At 64.0% G+C, this 17,473-nt stretch carries 15 protein-coding genes; 9 read left to right on the top strand and 6 right to left on the bottom strand.

The window, feature by feature from the left end:
* The first annotated feature begins 457 nt into the window (after nt 1-457).
* The 6 genes from cyoA to HV773_RS16095 all read left to right on the top strand — a co-directional run bounded on the left by cyoA (nt 458) and on the right by HV773_RS16095 (nt 6,656).
* A complete protein-coding gene (cyoA, locus tag HV773_RS16120; protein ID WP_175195413.1) occupies nt 458-1,348 on the top strand; it encodes a ubiquinol oxidase subunit II in 891 nt (296 codons plus the stop codon).
* A 5-nt stretch (nt 1,349-1,353) separates the two neighbouring features.
* Nucleotides 1,354-3,360, top strand: a complete 2,007-nt coding sequence (gene cyoB, locus HV773_RS16115) for a cytochrome o ubiquinol oxidase subunit I (RefSeq protein WP_175195411.1) — start codon at nt 1,354-1,356, stop codon at nt 3,358-3,360.
* A complete protein-coding gene (gene cyoC, locus HV773_RS16110) occupies nt 3,360-3,971 on the top strand; it encodes a cytochrome o ubiquinol oxidase subunit III (RefSeq protein ID WP_175195409.1) in 612 nt (203 codons plus the stop codon). The genes cyoB and cyoC overlap by 1 nt, the downstream gene beginning before the upstream one ends.
* Nucleotides 3,972-4,292 carry a cytochrome o ubiquinol oxidase subunit IV gene (gene cyoD, locus HV773_RS16105; RefSeq protein ID WP_175195407.1) on the top strand — a complete coding sequence of 107 codons (321 nt, stop codon included), beginning with the start codon at nt 3,972-3,974 and terminating at the stop codon, nt 4,290-4,292.
* Between the two features lie 222 nt (nt 4,293-4,514).
* Nucleotides 4,515-5,717 (top strand): 3-oxoadipyl-CoA thiolase, encoded by a 1,203-nt coding sequence (gene pcaF / locus HV773_RS16100; RefSeq protein WP_175195405.1) that lies wholly within the window; start codon nt 4,515-4,517, stop codon nt 5,715-5,717.
* 324 nt (nt 5,718-6,041) lie between these two features.
* The gene (locus HV773_RS16095) at nt 6,042-6,656 is read left to right on the top strand and encodes a hypothetical protein (RefSeq protein ID WP_175195584.1); all 615 of its coding nucleotides are present in this window, start codon (nt 6,042-6,044) and stop codon (nt 6,654-6,656) included.
* 173 nt (nt 6,657-6,829) lie between these two features.
* Here the strand turns inward: HV773_RS16095 and gabD are convergent, their stop codons facing one another.
* Nucleotides 6,830-8,281, bottom strand: a complete 1,452-nt coding sequence (gene gabD, locus HV773_RS16090) for an NADP-dependent succinate-semialdehyde dehydrogenase (RefSeq protein ID WP_175195403.1) — start codon at nt 8,279-8,281, stop codon at nt 6,830-6,832.
* A gap of 139 nt (nt 8,282-8,420) precedes the next feature.
* Entirely contained in the window at nt 8,421-9,707 is a 1,287-nt protein-coding gene (gabT, locus tag HV773_RS16085; protein WP_281365278.1) for a 4-aminobutyrate--2-oxoglutarate transaminase, read from the bottom strand.
* A gap of 132 nt (nt 9,708-9,839) precedes the next feature.
* Between gabT and pdxR the strand changes: the two genes are divergently transcribed.
* Entirely contained in the window at nt 9,840-11,561 is a 1,722-nt protein-coding gene (gene pdxR / locus HV773_RS16080) for a MocR-like pyridoxine biosynthesis transcription factor PdxR (protein ID WP_175195400.1), read from the top strand.
* A gap of 39 nt (nt 11,562-11,600) precedes the next feature.
* On the opposite strand, the gene HV773_RS16075 is transcribed toward pdxR, so the two are convergent.
* The 4 genes from HV773_RS16075 to phnC form a co-directional block, all read right to left on the bottom strand.
* The gene (locus HV773_RS16075) at nt 11,601-12,437 is read right to left on the bottom strand and encodes an EamA family transporter (protein WP_175195398.1); all 837 of its coding nucleotides are present in this window, start codon (nt 12,435-12,437) and stop codon (nt 11,601-11,603) included.
* 176 nt (nt 12,438-12,613) lie between these two features.
* Nucleotides 12,614-13,471, bottom strand: a complete 858-nt coding sequence (gene phnE, locus HV773_RS16070) for a phosphonate ABC transporter, permease protein PhnE (protein WP_281365277.1) — start codon at nt 13,469-13,471, stop codon at nt 12,614-12,616.
* Nucleotides 13,471-14,457 carry a phosphonate ABC transporter substrate-binding protein gene (gene phnD, locus HV773_RS16065; RefSeq protein WP_175195396.1) on the bottom strand — a complete coding sequence of 329 codons (987 nt, stop codon included), beginning with the start codon at nt 14,455-14,457 and terminating at the stop codon, nt 13,471-13,473. The genes phnE and phnD overlap by 1 nt, the downstream gene beginning before the upstream one ends.
* 40 nt (nt 14,458-14,497) lie before the next feature.
* Nucleotides 14,498-15,337 (bottom strand): phosphonate ABC transporter ATP-binding protein, encoded by an 840-nt coding sequence (phnC, locus tag HV773_RS16060; protein ID WP_175195395.1) that lies wholly within the window; start codon nt 15,335-15,337, stop codon nt 14,498-14,500.
* Between the two features lie 297 nt (nt 15,338-15,634).
* Here phnC and HV773_RS16055 point away from each other — a divergent pair, with 297 nt between their 5' ends.
* Both HV773_RS16055 and HV773_RS16050 read left to right on the top strand, forming a co-directional pair.
* Entirely contained in the window at nt 15,635-16,669 is a 1,035-nt protein-coding gene (locus HV773_RS16055) for a M14 family zinc carboxypeptidase (protein ID WP_175195394.1), read from the top strand.
* Complete coding sequence (locus tag HV773_RS16050) at nt 16,666-17,448, top strand: alpha/beta fold hydrolase (protein ID WP_175195393.1); 783 nt, start codon at nt 16,666-16,668, stop codon at nt 17,446-17,448. Before HV773_RS16055 ends, HV773_RS16050 begins: the two co-directional genes overlap by 4 nt.
* The last annotated feature ends 25 nt before the right edge of the window (nt 17,449-17,473 follow it).

Below are 17,473 nucleotides of genomic sequence, written 5' to 3'. Positions count from 1 at the left end.
TGATTAGCCGCAATTCGATGGCTTTATATTGGTATTGACGTAGATATTGGAGAGACGCAAGCGCCTTGAATAAGGCTGAGCTTCAATATCAGATTATTTTCCATTGGACCAGTCGAATAGTACTGTCGGATCCCGGTCGGGATTCTCTGACTCCTCTTTTTTCTACGTTCTGTCTCCTTCCACGTTTTCACATTGCCGGAAATTCGTCATACGCGAGAAGCCCGCCGTGCTTGGCTGTGCGTGCGTATGAAGGGTGGATGAAAGTAAATTGCGTCTTTCCGTCGCGCTTGTGCGGGATAGCTTTGTCGCGAGCAGAAAACCTTAGCCTGGATCAAATTTTCGGATAACGCATTTCCGTAGAATTTCCCCAAACACGTAAGGGGTGTATTTTGCGCCGGCATTTTTGCGACGCAATTACATGAAAGCGTCCAGGTAGTTAAACAAAACGCAGGCAAACATGAAGAGAAAAGCCTTCAAAAGGTGGTTAATCCCCCTCGGCAGCGGGCTGCTCGCCTCCCTCGCGGGGTGCAGCGAACTGACCGTGCTCGATCCCAAGGGCAGCATCGGCGTGGCCGAAAAGCACCTCATCGCCACCGCCACGTGGGCCATGCTGCTCGTGGTGGTGCCGGTGATTCTGCTCACGCTCTTTTTTGCCTGGCGCTACCGCGCGTCCAATCGCAACGCCACCTACGCTCCTAAATGGGCGCATTCCACCGCGATCGAAGTGGTCGTGTGGAGCATTCCGGCCGTCATCATCCTGTTCCTCGCGATCCTCACCTGGAAGACCTCCCACGAGCTCGACCCGTACAAGCCGATCGAATCGAACGTCAAGCCCATCAATGTCGAGGTGGTCGCGCTCGACTGGAAGTGGCTCTTTATCTACCCGGACCTCGGCATCGCCACGGTGAACCAGCTCGCGGTGCCGGTGGGCACGCCAGTCAATTTCCGCATTACGTCGGATTCGGTGATGAACTCGTTCTTCATCCCGCAACTGGGCACCCAGGTCTACGCGATGGCGGGCATGCAAACGCGCCTGCACCTGATCGCGGACCACGCCGGCGACTACGCGGGCATCTCGGCCAACTACAGCGGCAAGGGCTTTTCGGACATGAAGTTCCGCACGCTTGCCACGAGCCAGCAGGACTTCGACGCGTGGGTCCAGAAGGTGAAGGCGTCGCAAACCTCGCTTTCGATGGACCACTACGCGAAAGTCTCGGAGCCCAGCGAGAAGGCGCCGGTCGAGTACTTCTCGACGGTCGACCCGAAGCTCTTCAACAACATCATTGGGAAGTACAACAACGGCCACGTCACGGATTTCAACGACCCGTCGTGCGTGACCAAGGGGTAAGCGGCATGTTCGGCAAACTTACATTAGAGGCAGTTCCGTTCGATCAGCCGATCATCATGGGCGCCGCGGCATTCATGGCGCTGATCGTGATCGGCGTGCTCGGTCTTGTGACCGTGACGGGCAAGTGGAAGACCATCTGGAGCGATTGGATCACGAGCGTGGACCACAAGCGCATTGGCGTCATGTACATGATCGTCGCCGTGCTCATGCTCGTGCGCGGCTTCGCAGACGCCGTCATGATGCGTATCCAGCAGGCCATCGCGTTCGACGCGCCGGGCTACCTGCCGCCGCATCACTACGACCAGATCTTCTCGGCGCACGGCGTCATCATGATCTTCTTCATGGCGATGGCGATCATGGTCGGCCTGTTCAACCTCGTCGTGCCGCTGCAGATCGGCGCGCGCGACGTGGCGTTCCCGTTCCTGAACTCGCTGTCGTTCTGGATGACGGCCATCAGTGCGATTCTCATCAACCTCTCGCTCGTGATCGGCGAGTTCGCCCAGGTGGGCTGGCTCGCGTATCCGCCGCTCTCGGAGTTGCAGTTCAGTCCGGGCGTCGGGGTCGACTATTACATCTGGGCCGTGCAGCTTTCGGGTGTGGGCACACTCATTACCGGCATCAACTTCTTCGTGACCATCATCAAGATGCGCGCGCCGGGCATGAGTCTCATGAAGATGCCGGTGTTCACGTGGACCGCGCTGTGCTCGAACGTGCTCATCATGGCCACGTTCCCGATCCTCACGATCGCCGTTGCGCTGCTGGGCTTCGACCGCTACCTCGGCATGCACTTCTTCACGAACGACGGCGGCGGCAACATGATGCTGTACCTGAACCTGATCTGGGCGTGGGGCCACCCCGAGGTGTATATCCTCGTGCTGCCCGCGTTCGGCATCTATTCGGAAGTCATGGCCACGTTCTGCAAGAAGCCGCTGTTCGGCTACAAAACGATGGTTTATGCGTCGTGCGCCATCATGATTCTCGCGTTCCTCGTGTGGGCGCACCACTTCTTCACGATGGGTTCGGGCGCCGACGTCAACGCGTTCTTCGGCATCGCCACCATGATCATCGCGATCCCCACGGGCGTGAAGATCTTCAACTGGCTGTTCACGATGTATCGCGGGCGCGTGCATTTCACCGCACCGGTGCTCTGGACGATCGGCTTCATGGTCACGTTCTCGATCGGCGGTATGACCGGCGTGATGATGGCCATTCCGGGCGCGGACTTCGTGCTGCACAATTCGCTGTTCCTGATTGCTCACTTCCATAACGCCATCATCGGCGGCGTGGTGTTCGGCTACCTCGCGGGCCTGCATTACTGGTTCCCGAAGGTGTTCGGCATCAAGCCCAGCGAAAAGCTCGGCAAGGCGTCGTTCTGGTGCTGGTTCGTGGGCTTCTATGTGGCGTTTGTGCCGATCTACGTGCTCGGCTTCATGGGCGCAACCCGCCGCCTGAACCACTACGACAACCCCGCATGGCAGCCGTACTTCATCGTGGCCGCCATTGGCGTGGCCATCATCGCGGTTGGCGTGGTGTTTCAGGTGCTGCAGTGGGTGATGGCGTTCGTGAACCGGAACAAGGCTGAATGCCACGACGTCACCGGCGATCCGTGGGATGGCCGCACCCTCGAATGGGCGACTTCGTCGCCGCCGCCGGTCTATAACTTTGCGCTCATTCCGCAGGTGCAGGAACTCGACGCCTTCACCCACATGAAGGAAACGGGCCGTGGCATGGGCCTCGCCGCGAAGTACAAAGACATTCACATGCCGTCGAATACTTCGGCGGGCTTTTTCATCGGCGTGTTCAGTCTGTTGCTGGGTTTCGCGGGTGTCTGGCATATCACGTGGCTCGGCGTGCTCGCCTTTATCGCCATCGTCGTTATCGTCGCCGCACGCAGCTTTAGCGACGACGACGGCTACTACATTCCGGCCGCGAAGGTTCGCGAGATCGAAGAGAAGCGTCATCGCGCGGCGGTTGCAGCCGAGCGCGAACTGGTCGCTGTGGAGGCTAACTGATGTTGCAAAAAACCAATCCGGCAACGCTTGCCGATTTCGATCACGACGATCACCCGCCGTCGCATTCCGTGTTCGGATTCTGGGTCTACCTGATGACGGACTGCGTCCTGTTCGCGGCGCTGTTCGCGACGTTCGGGGTGCTCGGGCATCAGTTCGCGGGCGGCCCAACGGGCAAGGACCTGTTCAACATCAGCGACGTTGCAGTCGAAACCGCCGTGCTGCTGGTTTCCAGCATCACCTACGGCTTTGCCATGCTCGGCGCGCAGCAGCGCAAGAGCGGCGCGGTCGTCGGCTGGCTGGCCGTGACCTTCGTTCTGGGCGTGCTGTTCCTCGTGCTGGAATTGCGCGAGTTCTCGCACCTGATCGCGGAAGGCGCAGGCCCGCAGCGCAGCGCGTTCCTCTCGTCGTTCTTCGTGCTGGTCAGCACGCACGGTGTGCACGTCTTCTTCGGCCTCGTCTGGATGGCCGTGCTGATGGTGCAGGTTCTGCGCCGTCCGCAGTTGGACGAGCGGGAAGTGCGCCGCCTCACGTGCCTGAGCCTTTTCTGGCACTTCCTCGACGTGGTGTGGATCTGCGTGTTTACCTTTGTCTATCTCGGGAGCGTGATTTAAATGGCGCATTCTCATAGCGAAGCCCATGGCAGCCTCGGCAGCTATGTTGCGGGCTTTATTCTCGCGGTGCTGTTGACCGCCGGCGCGTTCGGCATCGTCATGCACGGCACGCTGGCGCCGAACACCATGATGGTCGTGCTCGCCGTGCTCGCCTTCGTGCAGGTGGTCGTGCACCTCGTGTTCTTCCTGCATCTGAACACGTCGTCGGAGCAGGGCTGGAACGTGCTCTCGCTCGCCTATACTGTGCTGGCCGCTGCGTTCCTGATCTTCGGCACGATTTGGGTCATGCACAACGTCGGTATGAATATGATGTCCCGGTAACCCACGGGTTCTGCCCGGCGCCTCGGCGCGCAGGCTGACGGCCGCACAGACATGGGTTCTGTGCGGCCGTTTTCATTTCATCTGATGGAATTTGGCGTGCCGATCAGGTGAGATGCCAGCTTGACACCCGCGCGACGCGACGCCTATTATGAACGCCGATTGTTCGTTTATCGGTCATTGGTTCGCTTAACGAACAAATTGCATCTGAAACTGGAGACTCTCATGACGGAAGCATTTATCTGTGACGCGATACGCACGCCGATCGGCCGCTACGCGGGCGCCCTTGCGCAGGTTCGCGCCGACGACCTCGGCGCCGTGCCGCTCAAGGCGCTCATGGAGCGCAACAAGGAGGTGGACTGGGCGGCGATCGACGACGTGATCTACGGCTGCGCGAACCAGGCGGGCGAAGACAATCGTAACGTCGCGCGCATGTCGTCGCTGCTGGCGGGCCTGCCGCAGGCCGTGCCGGGTTCGACGGTGAATCGTCTCTGCGGTTCGGGCATGGATGCCGTGGGCATTGCCGCGCGTGCGCTCAAGTCGGGCGAGGCGGGCCTGATGATCGCGGGCGGCGTGGAGAGCATGAGCCGTGCGCCGTTCGTGATGGGCAAGGCGGCAAGCGCGTTCGCTCGCGACGCCGCGATCTACGACACGACCATCGGCTGGCGCTTCGTGAACAAGCTGATGAAGCAGCTGTACGGGGTGGACTCGATGCCGGAGACCGCCGAGAACGTCGCCGTCGATTACGGCGTGAGCCGCGCCGATCAGGACGCGTTCGCGCTGCGCAGTCAACAGAAGGCCGCGCGCGCACAGGCAGATGGCACGCTCGCGCAGGAAATCGTTGCAGTGACGATCGCGCAGAAGAAGGGCGATCCGCTCGTAGTGTCGCGCGACGAGCATCCGCGTGAGACGAGCCTCGAGACGCTGGCGAAGCTCAAGGGCGTCGTGAGCCCGGATGGCTCGGTTACGGCGGGCAATGCATCGGGCGTGAACGACGGCGCATGCGCGCTGCTGCTCGCGAACGAGGCCAACGCGAAGCGCTTCGGCCTCACGCCGCGTGCGCGCGTGCTCGGCATCGCGACCGCGGGCGTTGCGCCGCGCGTGATGGGCATCGGCCCGGCGCCCGCCACGCAGAAGCTGCTCGCGAACCTGAACATGACCATCGACCAGTTCGACGTCATCGAGCTCAACGAAGCATTCGCCTCGCAAGGCCTGGCCGTGCTGCGCATGCTCGGCGTGGCCGATAACGATCCACGCGTCAACCCGAATGGCGGCGCAATCGCGCTGGGGCATCCGCTGGGCATGAGCGGCGCGCGTCTCGTGACCACAGCGATGTACCAATTGCATCGCACGCAAGGGCGCTATGCGCTGTGCACGATGTGCATCGGCGTGGGCCAGGGCATCGCCATCGCCATCGAGCGCATTTGATACCGTTCAGGCTGATCAGGCGGTTGAAGCAAGCCTGAGCCGCCGTATCGCCAACGCGTTACCCAAGCCGCGAATCTTCGGATTCGCGGCTTTTTGTATTCCGCGCGCCAATGCAACGTTTCAAAATTGAGAAAAATTATCGGTATTGTTTCGCATTCGAGGCTGATCAAAGAAGCGTTGTTTTTTGTTATACGTTTCGCTTAATCTGACGCGGCCCTTGGCCATCTACTAGTCGGTTTTTGATCGGCACGCGTAGAATCCTCACACTTCGGCGCAAGCCGTTGCAGCGAAAATAACCCCCGATTTTTGAGGAGAATACGGATGATGAAGGCAACAGCGTTGGCGGCAGTGGTACTTGGCATGGCGTTCGCGCAAGCGGCATCGGCGCAAACGGAGCAGCCGGCGTCAGCGCCCCAGGCTCAATCGGCGCTCGCGAGCGCGACGCAAGATATCGTCGCGAACATCCCGCCGGTCCACGTGCAGGCCAAGATCGTCGGCATCGACCGTGCGTCGCGCGTGGTCACGCTGCGCGGTCCGCGCGGCAATGACGTTCAGATCGCGCTGAGCCAGCAAGTCGCCAACTTCGACCAGCTCAACGTGGGTGACACCGTCGACGTGCTCTACAAGAACGCGCTGCTCGTGACGGCCGATAAAGTGACGGGCAAGGACAAGGGCATTCGCAAGCGTGTCGACACGAACGTCTACCTCCCGGCCTCGTCGGGCTACGACGCGGCGCGCCAGGTCGAAGTTCAGGCCACCGTGCAGCACATCAACGCGAAGAAGCGCGAAGTGACGCTGCGCGGCGCGTATCAGACGGTCACGCTCGAAGCTACGCCCGACGTCGATCTGAAGAAGCTGAAGGTTGGCGACACCATTCACGCCGTATTCATCTCCGCTTACGCGACGCAAATTACGCCGGTTGGCGCAACGGCGAACTAAGCTGCAAAACAAGCAGTGCCGGGCCGCGCGGCCCGGTTGCACCAGCAGAAACAAGCAGGAATAAACAGAAACGCCGGCATATCGCGGATCGACCACGATATGCCGGCGTTTCTGTTATTGGCGGGCGCCTTTACGGCGCCCGTTTTTCGTCCTGCTGAGTTTCTGGCGAGGGCTTACATGCCTGCCATGCACATGTACTTGACGACGACGTAGTCATCCACGCCATAGTGCGAGCCTTCGCGGCCGAGGCCCGACTGCTTCACGCCGCCGAACGGCGCGACTTCGTTCGAGATCAGGCCGGTGTTGATGCCCACCATGCCGTATTCGAGCGCTTCCGCCACACGCCACACGCGGCCGATGTCGCGGCTGTAGAAGTAGGCAGCGAGGCCGAACTCGGTGTCGTTGGCCATCTTGATCACTTCCTCGTCCGACGAGAAGCGGAACAGCGGCGCGAGCGGGCCGAACGTTTCGTCGCGTGCGACCTTCATCGCGGGCGTGACGTTGGTGATCACGGTGGGCTCGAAGAAGCCATGGCCGAGCGCGTGGCGCTTGCCGCCCGTGAGCACTTGTGCGCCCTTCGCGAGCGCGTCCTCGATGTGCGATTCCACCTTCAGCACGGCCGCTTCGTTGATGAGCGGACCTTGCGTCACGCCGGCTTCGGTGCCGAGACCGACCTTGAGCTTTTCCACTGCATCGCGCAGCTTTGCCGCGAACGTGTCGTAGACGGCGTCGTGCACGTAGAAGCGGTTCGTGCACACGCAGGTCTGGCCGCTGTTGCGATACTTCGAGATGATGGCACCGGCCACTGCCGCGTCAATATCGGCGTCTTCAAAGACGATGAACGGCGCGTTGCCGCCCAGTTCGAGCGAGACCTTCTTGACCGTCGCCGCGCATTGGCCCATCAGCAGGCGGCCAACCGGCGTCGAGCCCGTGAACGAGAGCTTGCGCACGGTGGGGTTGCTCGTGAGTTCGCCGCCGATGGCCTTCGGGTCGCCGGTGACGACGCTGAAGATGCCGGCGGGCACGCCTGCGCGCTCGGCCAGCACGGCCAGCGCGAGCGCTGAGAGCGGCGTGGCTTCGGCGGGCTTGAGCACGATCGGGCAGCCGGCTGCGAGCGCGGGGCCGACCTTGCGCGTGATCATCGCGGCGGGGAAGTTCCACGGCGTGATCGCGGCGCACACGCCAACGGGTTCCTTGGTCACGACGATGCGCTTGTCGCTGGCGACGGTCGGGATCGTGTCGCCGTAAATGCGCTTGCCTTCTTCGGCGAACCATTCGAGGAACGACGCGGCGTAGCCGATTTCGCCCTTCGCTTCGGCGAGCGGCTTGCCTTGTTCGGTGGTGAGGATGAGCGCGAGGTCGTCGGCGTTGGCCATCATCAGGTCGTGCCACTTGCGCAGGATGACGCTGCGCTCCTTCGCGGTCTTGGCGCGCCACGCGGGCCATGCGGCGTTCGCGGCCGAAATAGCGCGGCGCGTTTCGGCGGCGCCCATGCGCGGCACCGTGCCGATCAGCGCGCCGGTAGCGGGGTTGGTCACGTCGAGCGTGGCGCCGTCTTCAGCGCCTTGCCATTCGCCGTTGATATAGGCCTTGTTTTGCAGCAGCGATGCGTCTTTCAGGTTCATGCCTGAGCTCCCGATAACGTTGATTCGATTCAATGCAGTAAGAACGACAAACGGCACAGCGGCAAACGCCGGTGTGCCGTTTCGTGGATGGCCCGCGCGCGGCGGGCCGATGGACTTTCCGGGGTCTTGCGGCGCAGGCTTACGCCGGCACGCCCACGGCTTCCTTGATCGACTCTTCGAGGATCGCGAGCGCTTCGTCGAACACGTTGTCCTGGATCGTCAGCGGGAACAGGAAGCGCACGACGTTCGAGTACACGCCGCAGATGAGCAGCAGCAGGCCGCGGTTCAGTGCGGCGGTTTGCACGCGCTTCGTGAAGTCGGCGTCGGCTTCGGTCGTGCCCGGCTTGAAGAACTCGACCGCGTTCATCGCGCCCGGGCCGCGCACGTCGGCGATTTGCGGCACTTCGGCCTTCATCGCGTTGAGCTTGGCCTTGAGCTTGTCGCCGAGCTTGGTGGCGCGCTCGCAGAGCTGCTCTTCTTCGATGATCTCGATGACGGCGTGTGCCGAAGCCACTGCCAGCGGGTTACCGGCGTACGTGCCGCCGAGGCCGCCAGGCGCTGCCGCGTCCATGACTTCCGCACGGCCCACCACGCCCGACAGCGGCATGCCGCCGGCGAGGCTCTTGGCGATCGTCATGAGGTCCGGCGTGACGTCGTAGTGCTCCATCGCGAACAGCTTGCCGGTGCGCGCAAAGCCCGTTTGCACTTCGTCGGCGATCAGCAGGATGCCGTGCGTGTCGCAAATCTTGCGCAGGCCGCGCACGAAGTCGGCGGGCGCCTGGTAGAAGCCGCCTTCGCCCTGGACCGGTTCGAAGATGATCGCGGCGACGCGCTTCGGATCGATATCGGCCTTGAACAGCATCTCGATGTGCTTGAGCGAATCAGCCGTGGTGATGCCGTGCACCGAGTTGGGATACGGAGCGTGGTAGACGTCGGCCGGGAACGGGCCGAACGCGAGCTTGTACGGGGCGACCTTGCCGGTGAGCGCCATGCCCATCAGCGTGCGGCCATGGAAGCCGCCCGCGAAGGCGATCACGCCCGGACGGCCGGTGTGGGCGCGGGCGATCTTGACGGCGTTTTCGACGGCTTCGGCGCCGGTCGTGAAGAACGCGGCCTTCTTGGCGAAGCTGCCCGGCGCGCGCTGGGCGACTTTCTCGGCCAGCGAGACGTACGACTCGTAGGGGACGATCTGGTAAGCGGTGTGGGTGAAGTGGTCGAGCTGCGCCTTGATGGCGGCGACGATCTTCGGATGGCGGTGGCCCGTGTTGCACACGGCGATGCCGGCCGCGAAGTCGATGAAGCGGCGGCCTTCGACGTCCCACAGTTCCGCGTTCTCGGCGCGCTCGGCGTAGAAGTCGCACATCACGCCCACGCCGCGCGGGGTAATGGCGTTCTTGCGGTTCTGCAGTTCGGCGTTCTTGCTCACGGTCGTCTCCTTCGAAAACGGTGTCGGTTGCTGGTTTGATGGGTGGACCACTTTTGAGTCCATGCCGCGACTATACTCAGGTTTGGCTCTAAAATTCAGAGCCATTCAGATAAATTCTTGGGAGCCAATTTCATGCGAGCGAGTGTCCTGTCCGACTGGCTGGCCCAGCGGCTCGAGCGCGGCAGCGGTCAGCCGGTCTACCGGCAACTGCACCGGCTGCTGCAGCAGGCGATCCTCTCGCGCGAGCTGCCGGCGGGCGCGCGGGTGCCGTCGTCGCGGCTGCTGGCGGCCGAACTGGGCATCGCGCGCAATACCGTCACGCAGGTGTACGAGCAGCTCGTGCTCGAAGGCTATGTGACCTCGGCGACGGGGCGAGGCACCTTCGTCGCCGATACTTCGCCCGACGAGATCGTCGGAGCGGCGGAAATTGGCTCCCTGCAAGCGAGCAAAAATGTCGCTGGATTAGGATCCGCGCCTTATTTTGGGCCGGCGCGCAGGGTGGGGGATTCGGGGGCTATCGCAACTAACAGCCTTGCGGGGCGGGCATCGGCGAGCCTGAGTGGGGCGCCGGGTGTGCCGGGCGCGCCATCCGCGCCTGCTGCTCAGAAGGCCACCGCGCCGGATCATCGCGCCGATATCTTGACCGGACCCGCGCCGCTCACCACCCAGGCGCAGCGCACGGCGGCCCGCGCGCTCTCCACGCGCGGCGCGCGCCTGATCGCGGGCGCGGGCGTCTCGAAGCGCCAGGGCGGCGCGTTCATGCCGGGCGTGCCTGATGTTTCGCGCTTCCCGGCCCGCATCTGGACGCGTCTGCACAACAAGTACTGGCGCAGCCTGCGTCCCGATCTGCTTACCTACGCGCCGGGCGGCGGCCTCGCGCTGTTGCGTCACGTGCTGGCCGACTATCTGCGCACTTCGCGTTCGGTGCGCTGCTCGCCCGAGCAGATCATCATCACGACGGGCATTCACCAGTCGGTGGACCTGGCCGTGCGTCTGCTTTCCGACCCCGGCGACACGATCTGGACCGAAGACCCGTGCTACTGGGGCGTGCGCAGCGTGATGCAGGTCTCGGGCCTCAAGCCGCGCCCGATCGCGGTGGACAGCGAGGGCATCAATCCGTCGCCCGACGATTTCGCCGCCGCCCCGCCGAAGCTCATTCTCGTCACGCCCTCGCACCAGTACCCGCTCGGCATGGTGATGAGTCTCGCGCGCCGCCGCATGCTGCTGGAGTACGCGCGCCAACACCAGTGCTGGATCATCGAGGACGACTACGACAGCGAATTCCGCTACGGTAGCCGGCCGCTCGCGTCGCTGCAGGGGCTCGACACGGCGGGGCAGGTGATCTACGTGGGCAGTTTCGGCAAGACGCTGTTTCCGGGGCTGCGCGTGGGCTATCTCGTCGCGCCGGAGCCGCTCGCCGAAAGCTTCGCGACCGCGAGCGCCGAGCTTTATCGCGAGGGCCAGCTCTTGCAGCAGGCGGTGCTGGCGGAGTTCATCGCCGAAGGGCATTTCACTTCGCACATCCGCAAGATGCGCGCGCTATATGGCCAGCGCCGCCAGGTGCTGCTCGACGCGGTTGCGCGCCGTTACGGCGACGCGTTGCCCGCGATGGGCGGCGACGCGGGCCTGCACGTGGTCATGCAGTTGCCCGAGGGCAGCGACGACCGCTCCGTGGCCGAGGCCGCGCTCGCGCGCAATATCGTCGTGCGGCCGCTTTCGGGTTATTACTCGGCGCGCGAGCGTGCGGCGTCGGGGTTGTTGGTCGGCTATGCGTGCGTGCCCGATGAGGAGATCGCGCCGGCGTTCGATACGCTTGCGGAGGCGATTGATACGAGTTTGCCGGTGTTCGGGTGAGTTGCCGGAGGCATCGGTTCGATGCCTCGCTTGCATCCCTCACATCCGGATCAACACCGCCCCACACGTCACCAGCACGCAAGCCACCAGGCGGCGCGCAGTGAGTTTCTCGCGCATGAACAGCCACCCGATCAGCACCGCGAAGATCGACGACATCTCGCGCAGCGCGGACACCATCGCGATCGGCAGATAGTTGAACGCCTCGATCACGAGGCAATACGCGGTGAGCGCCAGCACGCCCGCGAGCATGCCGCGCACCGCGTTGCCCTTCGAGACGAACATTTGCGCCGCGCCGCCACGCAGCTTGCACACCACGATGAACTGCGGCACGTTCCAGAGCAGATAGACCCACATGATGTAGCTGAGCGGGTTGCCGGCGAGGCGCGCGCCGAGGCCGTCGACGATCGAATAGGTTGCGATGAAGAAGCCCGTCGTCAGCGCCCAGGGCACGCTTTCGCCCGAAAAACGCATGCCGCGCCGGAACGCGAGCGACATGATGCCGAGCGAGACGAGCAGCACGCCCGTGGCGGCGAGCGCGTGCAGTTCCTCGTGCGCGAACACCAGTGCGCCCACGAACACGAGCAACGGCGAGAGGCCGCGAGCGATCGGGTAGATCTGCCCGAAGTCGCCGCTGCGGTAGGCGCGGATCAGCGCGAAGCAGTAGGCGAATTCGAGGAGCGCCGATGCCACGATATACGGCCAGCTCGCGGGATCCGGCAGCGGCAGCACGCACACGCCGACGGCGCTCACCAACACATAAGGCACGGAGAACATGCCGAGCAGCCAGACGCGGTCGCCCGAGAGGTGGAGGAAAGCGTTCCAGCTCGCGTGCATGAGCGCCGAAATCAGAACCAGCAGGACCACGAAGCTTGCCATCGAACGAGCGCGAAGAATGGAAGGAGGGAGCGGTTGCGACCGCAAGCAGCCGATTATTCCAGCGAATGTGCCGCAGCGCCAGAACGGCAGGCGCGGCCGCGCAAAAGAAAAAGCGCGTGCTGCACGGCGGACGCCGTGCAGCACGCGCTTCGCGCGTTACGTTTTGCGAGGCGGCGTCAGATCACGCGCAAGCGCAGCTTCGCCGAGACGAGGTCGATTACCGTGACCACGGCGATCACCATGATCAGCACTGCGCTCGTCTGCGCATAGTCGAACGAGCGGATTTCCTCATAGAGCACGACGCCGATGCCGCCCGCGCCCACCATGCCCACCACCATCGCCGAGCGCACGTTCGATTCGAACCGGTAGAGCGCGTACGAAATCCACAGCGGCATGACCTGGGGCAGCACGCCGTAGATGATCTCGTCGAGCGGCGTGGCGCCGGTCGCGCGCACGCCCTCGGCGGGGCGCGGGTCGATGGCCTCGACGGCTTCCGCGAAGAGCTTGGCGAGCACGCCCGTGGTATGAACCCAGAGCGCCAGCACGCCCGCGAACGGCCCGAGACCCACCGCGACGATGAATAGCATCGCGAACACCATCTCGTTGATTGCGCGGCACGCGTCCATCAGGCGGCGCACCGGATGCAGGACCCAGCGCGGTGCGAGATTGTGCGAGGACATCAGCCCGAACGGCACCGCGCAGACGATCGCGAGCGCCGTGCCCCACAACGCCACCGCCACGGTCACCCACATCTCGTGCACATAGGTGCGCCATTCGGCGAAGTCGGGTGGGAAGAAGCCGCGTGCGAAGGTGCCCATGTTTTGCGAGTCGGCGAAGAGCTCGAGCGGGCGCATGTCGGCGCCGCGCCAGGCTGCGCCGAGCAGCACGAACACCATCGCCCAGAGCACGAGCGAGGACCCGCTGCGCTTGCCCGCCGCTGCGGCCGAAGGGGCCGTCACGGCGGCCTGCGTTGCAACCGGCGGATTGGACGCCGGTTGCGCGAGCCGCGATGCGTCGAAGTCCATCGTGCCCATTACGGCTTCGCGGCGTTCGAGAGCGCGCCGATCTTCGCGTCGATGGCCGCGATCTGGCTCTTGCGGTCCGCGTCGGAGAGATGCGTGTCGGCAGCGATCTTCTCTTTCTGGCGGGACAGCGCGACTGCGCGGATCGGCAACAGTTGGGCATCGGAGGCGGGCGCGAAACCTGCGTAGCCCGTGATGTCGGCCATGACCTTCTTCTCCTTCGGATCGGTTTTCGCGTAGTGATAGAAGAAGTCGCGCAGCTTTTGTTTCGTCGCTTCAGGCAGGTCCTTGCGCCACACGAGCGGATCGGACGGGATCAGCGGCGAGGTCCACAGCACGCGCACCTGGGCGAACTGGTCCGGATGCTTTTGTTGCAGATTGGCGAGCTCGATGGTGTTGTTGGTCGCGATGTCGACCTTGTTGTTGACCACCGCGAGCAGGTTCGCTTCGTGGCTCGACGGCAGCACCGTCTTGAACGTCGAGGCGTTCACCTGAACGCCGTGCTGCGCGAACAGGTAGTAGCCCGGAATCAGCGTGCCCGAGGTGGAATTCGGATCGCCCCAGCCGAGCGTGAGATCCTTAGTATTCTTGAATACATCGTCGAGTGTCTTCACGCGGCTGTTGACGTTGGTGATGAGCACCGACTTGTAGCCCGCGTCGCCGTTGGCGTAGAGCACCTTCGCGAAGAGTTCGCCATTCGAGCGGTCCACGGCTTCCATGGCGGAGGCGTTGCCGAAGTAGCCGATCTGCACCTTGTTGAAGCGCATCGCTTCGATGATGCCCGAGTAGTCGGTGGCGAAGAACGCGTTCACGTGCAGGCCGGTCTGACGGTTCATGTCGTCGATGAACGGCTGCCAGCGCTGCTTGAGCACTGCGGAGGAATCGGTCGAGATGATGCCGAAGTTGAGGTCTTCCGCGTGAGCGGCCGGGGCGCCCAGCGAGGCGGCCGCAACTGCGCTTGCGGCGAACCAGGAGAGCATGGAACGGAGCAGTTTCATGAGAGGCGGGTCCGAGTGTGTGAGGGGAACGTTGGCGTGATCAGGCTGCTCGGGGCTGCGCGCCGAAGCGCTGCGCGGCCGCATGAGCGGTGTCGGGTTCGGCTTCGATTAGTTCGCGCGCGGCGCTGCCGTAAAGCTGTTGCAGCAGGACCGGTGTGAGCGCGGCGGACGGGCCGTCGTAGACCACGCGGCCGTCACGCAGCGCGACCGTGCGCGGGCAGTACTGCATCGCGATATCGACCTGATGCAGCGACACGACCACCGTGAGTCCATGATCGCGGTTGAGCATGCGCAGCATGTCCATCACGCGGCGCGACGACTCGGGGTCGAGCGAGGCGATGGGTTCATCGGCGAGAATCAGGCGCGCGCGCTGCACCAGCGCGCGGGCGAGCGCGGCGCGCTGTTGCTGGCCGCCCGAGAGATTCGCGGCGCGTTCGCCGGCCTTGTCGCCGATGCCCACTTGCGCAAGCGCTGCCGCCGAAAGTTCGCGCTCGCTGCGCGGAAAGCATCCGGTGAGACGGCGCCACAGCGGCAGGCGCGCGAGCGCGCCAATCAGCACGTTGGTTTCCACCGTGAGCCGGTTCACAAGATTGAACTGCTGAAACACGAAGCCGATATCGCGGCGAATGCGGCGCACTTCGCGCACGATGCGGCCGTTGTGCTGGATTGGCCGGCCAAGTATTTCGATCTGCGAAGGTTGTGGATCGGCGGCGATGAAACCCGCGATATGGCGCAGCAGCGTCGACTTGCCCGAACCCGATGCGCCGATCAGCGCAACCATCTCGCCCATGCCCACGCGCAGGTTGATTTCGTCGAGCGCCTTTCGGCTTGCTGCGCCACTGAAGGTCTTCGAGAGGCGTTCGATGCGGATTGCGTCCATGCCGATTCGTCGTGTGGCCACGCGTCGTTGATTGAGTCCCAGACATTCTAGGAAGCGACTATGACGGTTGAGTGAAGGCATCGCGACGTCTAGACGACTACACGTTTTGCGGGACCGTGCGCTTTCTGCGTGCGTCGCGCGGGCGCGAAACATGTCGATAACGTGACAGCGCGAGCGGGCGTGACATCTGTGTGACGCCTTTCATGTGTCACGCGCAACGCACGTTTAACGGGCTATATTGTGGGCAGACGTGTGTGCTGGCCCCGGTTTTTTTCATGGCGACGCCATTGGACGACGATGCCCGGACTAAGCTTCCTTCCCGACAGCTTTGCGGAGTACGAGGACCTGAAAACGCTTCTCGATGCGGGCGCGAACTGGTTCGACATTCGCAGCGCGGGCGAGGTCGAAGTGCGCGGCCGTTCGTTCTCGCTGTACGTGGCCGCAGTGGGTTCGCGCGAACCGGATGCGCCCGCAATCGGCTTTTTCGGCGGCATTCACGGGCTCGAGCGCATTGGCTCGCAACTCGTGCTCGATTACATGCGTGCGCTCATCGGACGTCTCGCGTGGGACGAACTGCTGATGCGCCAGCTCGAGTCGGTGCGGCTCGTGATCATGCCGATCGTCAATCCTGGCGGAATGTGGCTCGCCACGCGCGCGAATCCGAATGGCGTCGACCTCATGCGCAACGCGCCGCAAGACGCCGACGAGCACGTACCGTTTCTAGCGGGCGGCCAGCGCGTGGGCTCCTGGCTGCCGTGGTATCGCGGCCAGCGCGGCGCGCGGATGGAGCCGGAGGCGGCGGCGCTGCTGAAGGTCGTCGATGAGGAGCTTGCGCATCGGCCGCTCGCGTTCGCGCTCGATTGCCACTCGGGCTATGGCTGGAGCGACAGCATCTGGTTTCCGTACGCGCGCACACGCCAACTCATGCGCCACTTGCCCGAGATGTACGTGCTCAAGACGATGTTCGAGCGCGCGCATCCGCATCACGGCTATACGTTCGAGCCGCAGAGCCACCAGTATCTGCTGCACGGCGATCTCTGGGATTGCGCGTACGACCGCGCGCCATCGGCCAGCATTTTTCTGCCGCTGACGCTCGAATTGGGCTCGTGGCTGTGGATCAAGAAGAATCCGCGCCAGCTTTTTTCTCGCCAGGGCATGTTCAATCCGGTCATGCAGCACCGCACCGCGCGCGTATTGCGGCGTCACGCGAACCTGTTCGAATTCCTCACTCGCGCGGCGTTTTCGTCGTCGCGCTGGCTGCCCCAGGGCGTGGCGCGCCAGCAGGTGCTGCAAAGCGCGATCGGGCACTGGTACCGGAAGCCTGGCTCATGACGGCGCGCTGGATTCTGCTGCGCGGCCTAACGCGCGAGTCGCGCCATTGGGGCGCGTTCGCGCCTTTGCTCGAAGCGCGCGGCGGCGCGGTGCTGCCGATCGACTTGCCCGGCAACGGTACGCTTGCGCATCTGCGTTCGCCCTCCGATGTCGATGCCTATGTGGACGCCGTGCGCGCCGAAGTGCAGCGGCAGGGTGCGCAGCCGCCGCTTCGGGTGCTGGCGATGTCGCTGGGCGGCATGGTGGCGTCGGCGTGGGCGCTGCGTTTTCCCGATGAGATCGAGCAGCTCGTGCTCGTCAACACGAGCATGCGGCCCTATAGCCGCTTTTACGAGCGGCTGCGGCCCGCTGCGTGGCCCGCGCTGCTGCGCGCGGCCTGGCACTGGCGCGGTATCACAAACGATAACGTGGCCGAAGCGGCGATCCACGCGCACACCTGCGCGCGCCGCGACACCCTGGCCGCCGATCTCGACGCCTGGTGCGCGATCCGCGCGAGCGCACCCGTGAGCCGCGCCAACGCGCTGCGCCAGTTACTGGCGGCGGCGCGCTATGCGGTGCGTGGCGTGCCGCCCTGTGCTGCGCTGGTGCTGTCCTCGCGCGAGGATCGTCTCGTGAATCCCGTGTGCTCGGCGCGGCTCGCGCAAGCGTGGAGCGCGGCGCATCGCGAGCATCCGTGGGCCGGCCACGATCTGCCGCACGACGACCCGCAATGGCTCGTGGATGCGGTTTGCGAGGCTGGGCCGCAGCGCGCCATCGCGCCCGCGAGGTTTGCCCCATAATATGCGGACTGCTTTTCCGGCTTTC

It is taken from the genome of Paraburkholderia caffeinitolerans, assembly GCF_902859945.1.
Lineage (GTDB): Bacteria > Pseudomonadota > Gammaproteobacteria > Burkholderiales > Burkholderiaceae > Paraburkholderia > Paraburkholderia caffeinitolerans.
This window is presented reverse-complemented; position numbering and strand designations above follow the sequence as displayed.